Here is a 12,362-nt window from a genome sequence, read left to right as displayed (position 1 = left end):
AAAGCCGCGCTCACGGATCCGGCGACGGCTCGTCCTCAATCAGCGCGATCGAGGTGGCGATCGGACCGTCCAGGGGTCCCACATGGGCTATGAAGCGGGCCCGCGACCAGAGTTCGACGCGGTCTCCGTCGCTCAGGCAGAGGGCACGTTCCGTCGCGTCCGCGTCGCTGGCGGCCTCGATCGGGATGGTCGACCTGACGCTCCCATCCGGCGCGAACCGGTAGGCCCGGTACGGCGAGAGCGCACAGGACGAATGGCGCCTGGCCGGGAAGCTTACGACGTCTGCCATTCGCGCCTGCCCGCTCTCGTTGTGAACACCAGCCCCAAGCTGCTGGCGCTCGAGGCACGCGATCCGTCGATCGGCATCCTGCGCCTCCCTGAGCCGCAATGATAGCCCAGATGATGGGCGGCCGGAGCGAACCCGGAAAACGCCGTCACGGTTCGTGCGGTCGTCGGTTCAACGCCGCCTGATCGGTGCCGCGCATGGAACGGTCGGCTGATCCGGCCGGTTCGAAGCTCACGGCGTGCCGCGTTGGCGCGCCGACGACCAGGGTTAACGCTATGGCTACCGGCACAGTGAAGTGGTTCAACGAGACCAAGGGCTATGGCTTCATCCAGCCCGACGACGGCGGCAAGGACGTGTTCGTCCACATCTCGGCGGTCGAGCGCGCCGGGATGCGCAACCTGATCGAGGGGCAGAAGATCTCCTACGACGTCGAAGCCGACCGGCGCAGTGGCAAGGAGAGCGCCGCCAACCTGAAGGGCGCCTGAGCCGTCCTTCGTGGGGATCACAGCCGGCGCGCGCCGTTCGGCATCGGCTGACCAGATCCGCCTAACATCAGCATCGCGGGCCGAATCGGGTATCGGCTTGCGGTGCTGAAGCGACGACCTGGGCGGGACCGCTCGCCACCGATGTCACCGCGCCGGGACCGCCCCGCCCCGGCTCACCAGGGTGGCCTCCCGGTCGGAGGCCTTCCACACCGGCAGCGACCCCTCGCGAACGAACATGGCGAAGGCCTCCGCCACCGCTCCTCGGTCGAAGGCTTGCGCCCCGTCCACCGCGCGACCGACGATGCAGGCCGCGTCGGGAGCCTCTGCGACCGGTGGCCGGCTCTCCAACGAGAACAGCACGCCCGACCGATCCGGCCTCAGGTCATCCGGCAGGGCTCCGATCTTGCGCCACAGGCAATCCCAGCGGGCGCAGGCCTCCGGGCGCTCGGGATAGATCCCGCACGCCGTGCCGGTGTTGTGGCGGCACAGGATCCCCGCGGGCTTGTCGAGGGCCTTGATCTCCAGGGCTCGACAGCAGACCGTGCAGGAGCCGCAGGATCGGCCTTGTGCGAGAGCCGCGGTGTTCCGTGGGGTGCCCCCCCGGCGACCGCCTTGCCCTTGGGGCTCCTTGATGATCAGGGTGTCCTCGCTGTCACGTCGTTGCGGCCTGTCGCGCGCGGTATGGGACGTCGCCGATGTCGGACGATGCCACGCTCTGGGATCTCGTAACCGCCGAGCGCATCGCCATCGAGGACGTCGGTGCCGCCATCGACGTCTACCTCGCGGAACCGACGACGCAGAATCATCCGATCGGGCCGGACCATAGTCTCGATCTGGCTGCGGCCGTCGCGGCGCACGCCTTCGCGTCCGCGACCGTGGTCGATCCTGACAGCGACGAGCCGTCCCGTCGCATGGCGGTGCGATCGGCCCTGCTCATGGGCCGCCCGACGGCCCGATCGATCGGCCGCCGAGACCCTGCGAGGGATCAGCGTTCGGCGGATCGGGCGATCCGCTTGAGCGCGGCTACTGATCGTCCTCGTCGTCGTTGACCTCGATCAGGTCGCTGGTGTCCTCGTCGTCCTCGTCGACCACGAGGGTGTCATCCTCGACCGTGTCGCCGTCGTCCTCGATATCGAGCGTGTCATCGCTCTCGGTATCGGTGTCCTTGTCGGCTTCCTCGGCCTCGGCCTCATCCAGTGAGACGAGTTCCGGCCCGTCCGTCTCCTCCTCATCGTCGACCGGCGTCTCCTTGCGCGCCACCACGGGTGCGGCCGCTCGGGCGGAGGACGGCGACACGGAGGTGGGGACGACCTCGCCCGAGTAGGGCGAGATCACGGGGGTCTTGTTGAGGTCGTAGAACTTCTTGCCCGTCACCGGGCAAATGCGCTTCGTACCAAGGTCCGGACGTGCCACTGCGACTCTCCAAAAGGACGTTCCACGCTGGACGGGCAGCGCACTCTCCGGCTCGTCTATCATAGATGGCGGCGGATCACCCTGCCCAACGCGAGTCTGAATCGGATCCGGGCAGCGGCTTGCCCGCCCGCAGACGTCCCGCTGCCGGTGACGGCCTGGCTGACCCCGCGAGGGGGCAGACACGCGCCCGCCCGACCGACCGCTTGAACGTCGGCTCTCGGACGCCGCCATTCCCAGGCCGCCCGGCAACGTCGCCCCGGGGTAGTCAGCGGCCCCTGGCCCTTCGCCAGACTGCACAGGGACCGTCTTCGGGCCGCCCCAGTCGGCCGCCTCGCGCCCGTCCCCTGAGAGCGATTCCGAGGCTCAATCGGCCGGATGCCGGATGGCACGCGGCTGACCTCTCAGAGCCGCAGGAAGGCTGATGAAGCCTTGCTTCTCCTGCGGCGGTGTCAGGCCCCGCACTCGGTCGCAACCGCGTCTGCTCCTGACGTCCCGGCCTCGTCGGCCGCAAGATCGAGCAGTCGTTGCGCGAGTAGCACCGCCGTCGCCGCGTCCACCGCGGATGCGTCCGCTCCGACCCGTTGGACGAGGTCCGGCTGCTGCAGAAACATCGGTCCTCCGACCATCACGCAGATGGCTCGGTTGCACGACGCATCGCGCACGGAGCGGATCGCCGTGGCGAGCTGGTCGACGCGCGTCTCGCTGCTGAGCGTCAGACCGACGACGCCGAACCATTCGGACGCCACCAGAGCGGCGATCTCCTCTGGACTGGAGGAGAGGCCGATCGACACGGCCCAGCCTGCCCGACGCAGGAATTGCTCGACGATCCGCACGCCGAACGTGTGCTGTTCACCTGGAGCGCCCATCAGGAGCAGACGACGCCGATCATCGCGCGAGGCGGTCCCCGGCGCGGCTCGGAAACGCGCGACGAGCCGTTGGAGACGGGCCACGCCCGTGGTGACCTCGACGAAGTCGCACAGATCCTCGTCCCACATCCGGCCCAAGAGAGCCGCGGAGGGGGCCAGAAGATCGAGGAACAGGCGATCGACAGGGTGGCCGGCCGCCACCAGGGCCGAGAAAGCCTCGATGACGGCCCCATCGTCCGTCGCGAGCGTGAGATCGGTGAAGGCCGCGATCTGTCCCGCGTCTGGTTTGAAGGCGGGTATGGCTCCCTCGGTCCCCAAACCGCGATGGCGCAGAACCAGTTGCGGGATGATCTCGGTCTGGACGACCTGCCCCAGGGCCAGGCAGCGCTCGCGTGCGGCCTCGGCGGCACGCTTGCGCGCATAGAGCCGACGAGCCTCGGTCGCACGTTCGGTATCGTGCGGGAGACCGTCGCCCCCCAGATGGTCGGACGAACCGAAATTCTGCATCGTCCCCCCCGGCGCCACAGCGTCGGCGGCCTTGCTGGCCTATCGATCGCTGCGCAGCATGAGAACTGTTGTCAGCGCGGATGTAAAGGCTAAGTCAAATTTCCTGGGATAAGACAACGCGGCCCGGCTTGGCCGAAAGACAAAGTGTTGCGCGCGGGCGAGACAACGGTCGGGCTCGGGCTCGGGCTTAGACAGGCGATCGCGCGCCCCCTTGCCCGTGAAGGGTCTTTGCGTGGTCGGACTGGCTCGCGGGCCCAACCGCGCAGCCGCAGGGACTGGAATGGAGGTTCGCCACGGCGACGCGGTCGATCCTGGAGAACGGGATGCTCTGCGACGCTCGGTCGAGGTCGAATGGGGGCCATCGAAGTCCTGGCCCACCACGCCGATCGGGCGCCGGACTGGATGTTACGGGCTGGCCCGATCAGCTTCGTCCCAGCGAATCGAGCGGTCCCGAATCGAGTTGCTTGAGAATCCGCTTGAGGGCCGCGATGTTGCTCTTGTCTTCGGCGCTTTCAAGCGCGTCCGTCAGAACCATGCGGATGTCCTCGGCTTCGACCTTCTCCATCTCCCAGTCCGGATAGAGACGCTCTCGCTCTTCCTCGCTCTGGCTCAGCGAAACGACATCGTAATGGCGCGAATCGCCATGCAGGCGCGCGATCAGCTTGTGTATCTGGGCAGCCGGCCCCTCGATCCACTGGAAGAAGACGCCGCTGCCGAACACCAGGACCCCGGTGATGCCATGCGCGAGATTGTGGAGCTGGGCCGCCTTGACGATGCGGCCGACCTCGGCATCGTCGACGCCGTCGGCGGCACGGCTGCAATAGACGAAATGATACAGCGCGGGCAGCGGGACTTCGTTCAACTCAGCGCCGCGTGGAATGCCGTATTCATCGAACATGAGCGGGCTCTTTCCGTCTATGCCAAGCAGGGCGTTCCCCCCGGCGCGTCAGCGGCAGGATAGCGCAACGAACCGGATTTGGCATTGAGCTTGGTCGCCCCGGCCATCACGCGGACACCGAAGGTGCTGCGGATCGACCGGCCATCAGCGTGCTCACCCGCGATCAGGCCGATGCGGTGACGACGAAGCGGGCCTGTCACGGGCCTGCCATTGGCCTGCCATGGGTCGTGTGCAGGCGCGGAACCGACGTCGGCTTCCCTGCCTGGCGGTCCGAAAGCGGTCGGACCGCTCTCGCCCTGAGCGGCCCTGCAGGTTTCGACCCATCTCGGTCGTCAGGACCGCGTTCGTCTCGTCCTCAAAGGAGACGTTTGCCTGCGGTAAAGCGACTTCGGCTCGGGGTGAGGAGCCGGCCTTCGGCGGGGCGGTCGCAACGGACTGCGTCACCGTCGCAGGCGGACGTTCGCGGATTGGATCTTATGGAGCGCTGCCTCTCGGGCAGGGATCCGGCCGTGCGGCCTAGAGCGTGGCGCTGGAGCTGCGGGTGACCGGCGGCGGCGCCCAGGAGCCGTTCAGGAGGACGTCCTTCGGCCAGTAGGTGCGGAGCATCAGGATGAAAGGCCCGGCCGGGGCAGGTAGCCAGTTCGCCTCCCGCTGCGGGCCAGGGCTCTCATGCTGGATGAGGAGATCAACCGAGCCGTCCGGGTTGGCCTTGAGGCTGTCGCGCGGGCTCAATGAATAGCGGTTGATCGGGTTGTCGACGAAAAAGTAGTCCGCGTCATACATCGTCAGCGACCAGAAGCCGTTGACGGGCGGCAGCTCGCCGGCCGGGAAACGCATCACGTACGTCGAGGCGCCGGTCAGCCGACGGCCCGCGGCATCAACCGTGGCGACCGGGTAGACTGCGTCCTGCGGCAAGTTGCAGCCGAGCCCGACCGCCGTCACCAGAGCGCGTTGCAGGTAATCCTTGCCGTAATCCCCGCCGTTGGTCGTGAAGGTCCAGCCGTTTACGTGCTCTCCCGCCGTCTTCATGTGCCCTATGATGCGAGGAATGGCCTCCTTCGGCGCCTGCGCGATTGCCTCGCGGGTGGCAGGCGGCAGGCGTGCGGGATCGAAGGGCTGGCCCGGCACGATGCCGAGTGAGGCCATCTTGGCGACCGGAACCCCATCGGCGAGCGCCGGCGAGTTGTCCTTCATGAGGGTGGCCAGCATGTTGAAGTAGGTCGTCGCATCCATGCGGTTGACCTGCTCGCGCACCGCCGTCTTCGTGTCGACGCTCGGATCGACGCGCCCCGGAGGCGGTGTGTACGGCTTGCCGGCCGCGCTCGCCGGGATGAGCCGGTACTGGTCCTGCAGCGCGTGCACGGCCCTATAATCCTCGGGAGCCCCCGTGCAGTAGGTCCGGCCAAGGATCCAGATCAGGTTAGTCGGCGCCTGGATCAGCTTGGCGCCGGACGGCACGCTGCCGCTCCAGCCGGGTCCGGCGATGAAGTAGGTTTGTGGCCCGGTTCCCGTCGTGCGCTTGCCCGGCACGGCGAACACGTTCGTCCAGGCGCTCAGCATCGGCATGAGATAGTATCGGCCGTCCTCCTCCGGGATGCTGAGAAGGTGGGGCTCTGTCCCGACATCGATGAAGGCGCTGGAGTACAGAGTATCCGCGTTTGGTGCGGTGACGGCCCGGAACTTCGCGTCTGGATATTCGCGCAGATTGGCGAATTGGCCCATCGGGGCGTTCTTGCCCTCAGGCGCCGCCACATTGGTGAGCACGCGCCGGGTCATCTCCATGGTGACGAGCGGGTAGCCGTAGATATAGGCGTCCGTCGCCAGCTCGATCGGATCGGCCACCGCGTTGTTGCCGATGAGTGGCGCGTCCTGGGCCGTGCTCTGAGCCCGGGCGAGAGGCAGGCCCGAGCCGACGAACGGGATCGTAGCGGCGCCGGCGGCGAAGATCCGTCTGGTGACATCCATGACCGTCTCCTCGGAATTGCCCGCTCAGGCAGGCGGCTTCAGGAAAAATCTCGATCCCCCAGACGCGCCGAATGCAGCGCCCTCTCGCCGGACCGGCTTTGCCGACCGTCAGAACAGAGAAACCTTCGAGAGCCACATCGGATCGCGGCGCGCGGCAGCATACCGAAGCTGAGCACGGCAGCTTGACCGAATGGGACAGCGGCTTGGCTCGACCCGGAAGCGCACTGTGTGTCTGACAGTCCAGTAAGGCTTGTCCTAGCGGAACGCTCCAGTTCGAAGCGGCCACAAACGGCGGTCTGCTGAAGGCGCCCCATAGCGAACCGGCGGAGTTGGTCTTCATCCGCATGCCCAATCTTTACCGGTGGGATCGGCTGCTTGGGATCGTGAGCAGGCGGGAGGGCAAGGCCCGCTCCAACGTCTCTGCGCCCGGGAGCAGCCCGGCAGAAATCCACCCCGCGCGGTCCGTCCGCGGCCGACCCATGTCGGCCCTTCGGCCCGCTGTTGGACGCCCCGAAAGCAGGGGCGTCCACAGACGCCATTCGTCGGCCGTCCGGCAAGTTCGGCTCTGGGCGGAAGGCGGCCGGACCAGGGCGCGCCCTCGGGTGACGCGCTGCCACAACCAAGGTCATCGCGCCCGGCGGACAATTGGCGCATAAGGGGGAATCACTGGCTTCGGACCCGGCCGTCAGTGCCTGAGAGCAGCGAGCGCTCCCGCCCTGATCACGCGGAGCATGTCTGTGTCTGACAGCAGGCCTTTAGCCATCCTCATCGCCGAGGCCGATGAACTTGTCCGTATGGTCACGGCCGACATGCTGGAGGATGTTGGCTTTCAGGCCATAGAGGTCCGCACAGCCGCCGAGGCGCTGGCGGTGCTCGAAGGACCGACCCCGGTGAGCATGCTGGTGACGGGGCGCGGCATCGTGGGTGATGGTGTGGCCCTTGCCCACCTCGTTCATCACCGTTGGCCCGCTGTCGGCATCATTGTCACCTCGGGAGCCGGATCGGATCTTCAGCGGGCGCTGCCGCCGGGCACACGCCTGCTCAGCAAGCCCTACGACTTTGCAGACCTCATTCACGAGGTGGACGCCGGCCTCGCACAGGTGCAGGAGGCGCCCGCAACCGCCCCCGTATTGCCGAGCGGAGTACCGCCTCACAGGGGAGTGGACCTGGGCAACGGCCTGGGAACCGTTGCCGGCCCCTCGACCGAGCCGGACAAGACGTAACCCCTGCTTCCATCACGGCCAGGTCTGAAGCCCGTCAGTTTGGCCGAGGCGATGTTCGGTTTGATGCGTCGTCGCTCGCAGGCAGACGAGCGCAAACCCGCCCGTCTCGCCGATCCGGCGTCCTTCGTTGGCGTCTCCGAAGCGGACAGAGCCCGCTGCCGGTCCGCGACCTTTCGAACGCCTCGATCACCACGGAGCTCCGGAAGCAGGCCAAGGGCGAGGCCACCCGGGGCGACCTGGCCACCCGCGCGCGGAACACGGCTGCGATCGAGAGGGCGCTCGATGCCGCCGGCGGGACCGCCGACGACCGGACGCTCGTGCTCGACCGCATGGCCAAGCTCGTCGCGATCACCGCGTGCGACGGCGAGCGCGTGCCGAGCGTCGGCAAGGAGGCCGGCGGGACCCGGGGCGGGTCACGATCGCTCCGGCAAGGGTCGACGTCCTGGCGGCCGAGCTTCGCGAGACGGACCCGCGGAACGTCAGACGGCAGGCGCCGAATGGCCGCTCGACGCCCACGCCGAGGCCCGCGGCGGCTCCGCTGACGGGCGATCTCGGGCGGTTCTCCCGACCGGGGCCGGACTACAGCTTGACCATGATCGGCGGCGTCGACAGCGAGGATCGTGCCGCTGACGACCGCATCGCGGCAGCCCTGGGCTCGTGAGCGCCTCGCAAGCCGTTGGCGACCACGGGACGGCCTGCGCCCAATACGCCGTCGCGGTCTCACGCGACCCACCCTGACCGCAGTGCATCCTGCCGAAATTTTTATTGTGCAGCGCAATCAGCGACTTATCATTTAAGTATCTCCGTTCCGGAAAATCACGGATCATTATTTGGATCAAATCTTCATTTCAGACATTGTTTATATGATCCGGCGCACGATTTAAATTAGGCGCAATAAGAGGGATAAATAACTATCCCCGCATCCCGATTGGCATCTGAATTTCGCAGAGCAGACATCGCCAATCGATTATAGGACAGGAATTTACAATGACATCCAATCAAAACACTGACCAGAACAGGCACAACAGGCAGTTCGACAAGGCCGCCGAGACCCTGAAGGCCAACGCCGACAAGTCCGCCGAGCAGACCACACAATTCGCCGACGCCGCTCGCGACGGTGTGAACAAGTTCGTCGATCTCAACGAGCGCGCCGCGGAGAACACCCAGCACATCGTGCAGAAAGGCGTCGAGACGGCCTCGCACCAAGCGCGCCAAGCCGCGGATCGCTTCAGCCGCACCCTCGGCTACACGGGCGAGGGCAGCGAGCGCTTGGCTCGGCAGTCCAAGCAGAACATGGAAGCAGTCGTTCGCTGCGGGACCGTGATCACCCAGGCCTTCCAGGACACGTCACGGATCTGGCTTTCGCTGAGCCAGAAGCAGTGGCAGCGCAACCTCGACGGCCTGAACAAGCTGGCTCGCGCCAAATCGGTGCAGGAGTACTCCGCGATTCAGAGCGAGCTCGTCCGTGAGGGGCTGCAATCCATGGTTCAGGACGGCAAAGCCCTCTCCGAGACCTCGGCGCGCGCCATCGAGGAGGCCGGCAAGACCTTCTCCGGCATCGCGCAGCAGGGCTGAACGCGCGTGCGCTGAGACGCCGGACCGAAGGTCGAGCGATCCTCCTCGATCCGGCAATCAACCCGAGGGCGGTCGCTTCGGCCGCCCTTTTCGTTTGTCGCAGTCGCGTCGGTTCTCGCGCGGCGTGGCTCGGAGTGCGCGATGTACAACCCCTATGCCGTGACCCTGCTCGCTCTCGAGGCACAAAGGGTCGTCGAACTTCGGCTTGTGAAACTCGCCTTGGGCGGTGCCGACGGTCAGCTTGAGGCGCACCGAATGGTCAGCGAGAAGATCAGCGCTTTCATCGAGGCCTCGGGCACCTTGATGACCGGAGGTTCTGTCGACGTGGTTGTCGCCCGCTATCGTGAGCACGTGGCTGCGAACGAGAAGCGTCTCACGGCGACCTGATCGGGATTGGCCGGCAATCGCCTTCGGGCAATCCGTGAGGCTCACGCAGCGCGCACAGACGTGGGAGCCGGGCGTGTCGCCGCCGCAGCCGCGTCTGCGTCTTCCAAACCCTTGCCCAGAAGCAGGCCGTCGCAAAACCACCCGACTGAGACACTCGGTGACCTGTCGGAGCAGGGCCGGAAACGGCTTACCCGAGTCGGCGCGCCTGACCAGGTGAAACGCACACGCAGCCCATGGCCCGACTGAGGCAGGCGAGAGACCGTCACCCTGCAGAGGGCCGCGGCACACAAGGAAGGCGCCGGTGATCGTGACGCGGAAACGCTCACCGCCGGGGCATCGACGCGGCGGCGACAGCAGGTCCGGCTCCCTTCAGCCACGGCGCGGATTCAGTCCGGACACCTGTAGATGTCGGCCTCGAAATCCCCATCCCCCTGGGTCATGTGCCAGACGCCGCCCCGCTGGCGCGTGAAGACGATGTCCGATCCCATCGTGATGCCGCTGCGAAACCGGCACGCGACGCCGAAGATGAGCCTGCTCCCTTCGCCGCGCCTGGTCTTTATCGCGCATGTTCCGCCCGCGTACGTGATCTGCTGCGGTGTGATCGTCACCCTCAGGCTCGGGGGATCGGTCCTGTCGCCACGGCATGGCCGGTTCTGCAGGTATCGCCCCTCGAAAGCGTCTTCTGCGCAAGCGCGGGAACCGACCAGGACCATCGCTGCCGCCGCCCCGGCGACACACCACGCGCGGCCCATATCGCCCTCCAGATCAAGATCAAAGCGAATGTGAATACAGAGCCATGGCGCCGCAATTGATCCATATCAATCTCATTACTGGCAATTTATGCTGATTTTTACATGACAATGGCACATATCGAGCACGCGAATGCCGCTTGTCATGACGCTGGCGCTCCGGAATCTGCTTCAGGATCGGCTTCGGTTCGTGGCCGCCGTCACCGGGATCGTGCTCTCGGTCGTCCTCATCCTGGTGCAGATGGGCTTGTTCTACGGCTTCGGGCGGATGGTGACGCTGATCGTCGATCACACCGCAGCCGATCTCTGGATCGTCTCGAAAGGAACGCAGTACTTCGAGGACATCTCGATTCTCGATGCGGAGATGCGCCAGGAGCTGAGCGCCGTCGACGGGGTGTCGGAGGCCGTCCCGGTGGTGGCGGGCTTCTCGGCTTGGTTGCCGCCGGACGGCGGATTGATCGGGATCTTCATCATCGCGTCCGACCCGGTCGGTGGCCTGGCGCCGTGGAACATCGTGGAGGGTGGCCTCGACGATCTCGCGACCGCCGGCACCGTGTCGCTCGAACGGTCCTACGCAGACCAGCTCGGCGTGTCTGCGCGCGGCGAGACGGCACAGGTTCGCGGGCACCCGGTGACGGTCGGGGCGGTCACCTCCGGCCTGCGCTCCTTCACGACGCGGCCCTACGTCTTCACCGATTTCCGCAGCGCCCGATCCTATGTCGGATTACCGGCCAATCTGGTCACGTACTTCCTCATCCGGGCGAAGCCGGGGGCCGACATCGCGCGCATCCGGCAGGAGGCGCAGGCGCGTGTCTCCGGCATGGAGGCGCTCACGCCGGAACAGTTTCGCGCGCGGTCCCTGAATTTCTGGCTCTACCGTACGGGGGCCGGCGCGGCTCTCGTCGCGGGCGCCCTGCTCTCCATCATCGTCGGGACCGTCATCATCGCGCAGACGCTCTACTCCAGCACGAAGGAGCACCTCTACGAATTCGCGATGGTCCGGGCGATCGGTGCCTCCAACCGATACATCTACAGGGTCATCGCCTTCCAGGCGCTCGTGAACGCGCTGATCGGTCTCTCGGTGGCGACCGTGATCAGTATCGGGGTCGAGCGTCTGACCGCGACGAGCGTCGCCCCGGTGATTATTACCCCCGCCTTGGTGGCGGTCGCCTTCGCCCTCACGCTCCTCATGTGCGTCGCCTCCGGCATCGCCTCCATCGTCCGGATCATCCGGGTCGATCCCGCGAGCGTGCTCACCCGATGAGCGCCGCGATCGAAGCCGCGCGGGTGTGCAAGACCTACGGGCAGGGGCCGACGCGCGTCGAGGCGGTGCGGGCGCTCGACCTTGTCGTCCGCGCCCACGAGTTGACGGTCCTGGTCGGGCCCTCGGGCAGCGGCAAGACGACCCTGCTGTCCATCCTGGGCTGCATGTTGACGCCCACGAGCGGGACCGTGCGGGTCTGCGGCGTCCCGACCGGCGACGCCCGGCCGGAGGCGCTGGCGGCCATCCGGCGGCGGCACATCGGCTTTGTCTTCCAATCCTACCATCTGTTCTCCACGCTCACCGCGGCGGAGAACGTCCAGCTCGCCCTCGATATCCGCAGCGAGCGCGGCCCCGGGGCGACCGCGAAGAGCGCCGCGGTCCTCGCCGATGTCGGCCTCTCCGCCAAGCTGAACGCGTTCCCGCGCGAGCTGAGCGGCGGCGAGCAGCAGCGCGTCGCGATCGCGCGGGCGCTGGTCGCGGATCCGTCCGTCATCCTCGCGGATGAGCCGACGGCCGCTCTCGACTCGGAAAACGGTCGGGCGATCATGGCCATCCTGTCATCGGCGGCGAAGCAGCGCGGGCGGGCCGTCCTCGTCGTGACGCACGACGCGCGTCTCTTCCGCTTCGCCGATCGGATCGTGCACATCGAGGACGGGGCGATCACGCGCGAGGAACGGCCGGACACGGACGACTGCGAGACGCATGCCCGGACCGTGGGTTCGCAGAGGGCCGGCCGCCCATGAT

General features: G+C 66.9%; 15 protein-coding genes. 8 read left to right on the top strand and 7 right to left on the bottom strand.

Annotation, left to right across the window (positions count from 1 at the left end; genetic code table 11):
* Positions 1-10 precede the first annotated feature (10 nt).
* Positions 11-289 carry a hypothetical protein gene (locus PQI07_RS11620; RefSeq protein ID WP_043356826.1) on the bottom strand — a complete coding sequence of 93 codons (279 nt, stop codon included), beginning with the start codon at positions 287-289 and terminating at the stop codon, positions 11-13.
* 272 nt (positions 290-561) lie between these two features.
* Here PQI07_RS11620 and PQI07_RS11615 point away from each other — a divergent pair, with 272 nt between their 5' ends.
* Positions 562-771, top strand: coding sequence for a cold-shock protein (locus PQI07_RS11615; RefSeq protein WP_043356824.1), 210 nt, complete (start codon positions 562-564; stop codon positions 769-771).
* Positions 772-915: 144 nt separating this feature from the next.
* Here PQI07_RS11615 and PQI07_RS11610 read toward each other — a convergent pair whose 3' ends face one another.
* Complete coding sequence (locus PQI07_RS11610) at positions 916-1,131, bottom strand: hypothetical protein (protein ID WP_244538926.1); 216 nt, start codon at positions 1,129-1,131, stop codon at positions 916-918.
* Between the two features lie 335 nt (positions 1,132-1,466).
* Here PQI07_RS11610 and PQI07_RS11605 point away from each other — a divergent pair, with 335 nt between their 5' ends.
* Positions 1,467-1,820, top strand: a complete 354-nt coding sequence (locus tag PQI07_RS11605) for a hypothetical protein (RefSeq protein ID WP_043383977.1) — start codon at positions 1,467-1,469, stop codon at positions 1,818-1,820.
* Here PQI07_RS11605 and PQI07_RS11600 read toward each other — a convergent pair.
* Both PQI07_RS11600 and PQI07_RS11595 read right to left on the bottom strand, forming a co-directional pair.
* A complete protein-coding gene (locus PQI07_RS11600; RefSeq protein ID WP_043356817.1) occupies positions 1,795-2,184 on the bottom strand; it encodes a TIGR02300 family protein in 390 nt (129 codons plus the stop codon). The two genes, PQI07_RS11605 and PQI07_RS11600, sit on opposite strands and share 26 nt — an antisense overlap.
* Before the next feature lie 449 nt (positions 2,185-2,633).
* Positions 2,634-3,017 carry a cobalamin B12-binding domain-containing protein gene (locus PQI07_RS11595; protein ID WP_274926660.1) on the bottom strand — a complete coding sequence of 128 codons (384 nt, stop codon included), beginning with the start codon at positions 3,015-3,017 and terminating at the stop codon, positions 2,634-2,636.
* Here PQI07_RS11595 and PQI07_RS11590 point away from each other — a divergent pair.
* Positions 3,000-3,650, top strand: a complete 651-nt coding sequence (locus PQI07_RS11590; protein ID WP_274926659.1) for a hypothetical protein — start codon at positions 3,000-3,002, stop codon at positions 3,648-3,650. The two genes, PQI07_RS11595 and PQI07_RS11590, sit on opposite strands and share 18 nt — an antisense overlap.
* Before the next feature lie 328 nt (positions 3,651-3,978).
* Here PQI07_RS11590 and PQI07_RS11585 read toward each other — a convergent pair whose 3' ends face one another.
* Together PQI07_RS11585 and PQI07_RS11580 are read right to left on the bottom strand one after the other, a co-directional pair.
* Positions 3,979-4,455 (bottom strand): BLUF domain-containing protein, encoded by a 477-nt coding sequence (locus PQI07_RS11585; protein ID WP_051045092.1) that lies wholly within the window; start codon positions 4,453-4,455, stop codon positions 3,979-3,981.
* Between the two features lie 516 nt (positions 4,456-4,971).
* On the bottom strand, positions 4,972-6,420 hold the full coding sequence (locus PQI07_RS11580) for a DUF1254 domain-containing protein (protein WP_043759420.1): 1,449 nt from the start codon (positions 6,418-6,420) through the stop codon (positions 4,972-4,974).
* Positions 6,421-7,157: 737 nt separating this feature from the next.
* Here PQI07_RS11580 and PQI07_RS11575 point away from each other — a divergent pair.
* From PQI07_RS11575 to PQI07_RS11565, 3 genes are all read left to right on the top strand, one after another.
* Positions 7,158-7,643 carry a response regulator gene (locus tag PQI07_RS11575; RefSeq protein WP_081948693.1) on the top strand — a complete coding sequence of 162 codons (486 nt, stop codon included), beginning with the start codon at positions 7,158-7,160 and terminating at the stop codon, positions 7,641-7,643.
* A 987-nt stretch (positions 7,644-8,630) separates the two neighbouring features.
* On the top strand, positions 8,631-9,218 hold the full coding sequence (locus PQI07_RS11570; protein ID WP_043356803.1) for a phasin family protein: 588 nt from the start codon (positions 8,631-8,633) through the stop codon (positions 9,216-9,218).
* A 141-nt stretch (positions 9,219-9,359) separates the two neighbouring features.
* Entirely contained in the window at positions 9,360-9,605 is a 246-nt protein-coding gene (locus tag PQI07_RS11565) for a hypothetical protein (RefSeq protein WP_043356801.1), read from the top strand.
* Positions 9,606-9,991: 386 nt separating this feature from the next.
* Here the strand turns inward: PQI07_RS11565 and PQI07_RS11560 are convergent, their stop codons facing one another.
* Complete coding sequence (locus PQI07_RS11560) at positions 9,992-10,213, bottom strand: hypothetical protein (RefSeq protein WP_251982472.1); 222 nt, start codon at positions 10,211-10,213, stop codon at positions 9,992-9,994.
* A gap of 274 nt (positions 10,214-10,487) precedes the next feature.
* On the opposite strand from PQI07_RS11560, the gene PQI07_RS11555 reads away from it, so the two are divergent.
* The gene (locus PQI07_RS11555; protein WP_043356800.1) at positions 10,488-11,618 is read left to right on the top strand and encodes an ABC transporter permease; all 1,131 of its coding nucleotides are present in this window, start codon (positions 10,488-10,490) and stop codon (positions 11,616-11,618) included.
* Positions 11,615-12,361, top strand: a complete 747-nt coding sequence (locus PQI07_RS11550; protein ID WP_053609592.1) for an ABC transporter ATP-binding protein — start codon at positions 11,615-11,617, stop codon at positions 12,359-12,361. Before PQI07_RS11555 ends, PQI07_RS11550 begins: the two co-directional genes overlap by 4 nt.
* Position 12,362: the final 1 nt, after the last annotated feature.

It is taken from the genome of Methylobacterium sp. 092160098-2 (assembly GCF_028920805.1).
In the GTDB taxonomy this organism is placed as follows: domain Bacteria; phylum Pseudomonadota; class Alphaproteobacteria; order Rhizobiales; family Beijerinckiaceae; genus Methylobacterium; species Methylobacterium fujisawaense.
The sequence above is the reverse complement of the archived record's forward strand: the minus strand, read 5'-3'. Positions and strand labels throughout refer to the sequence as shown.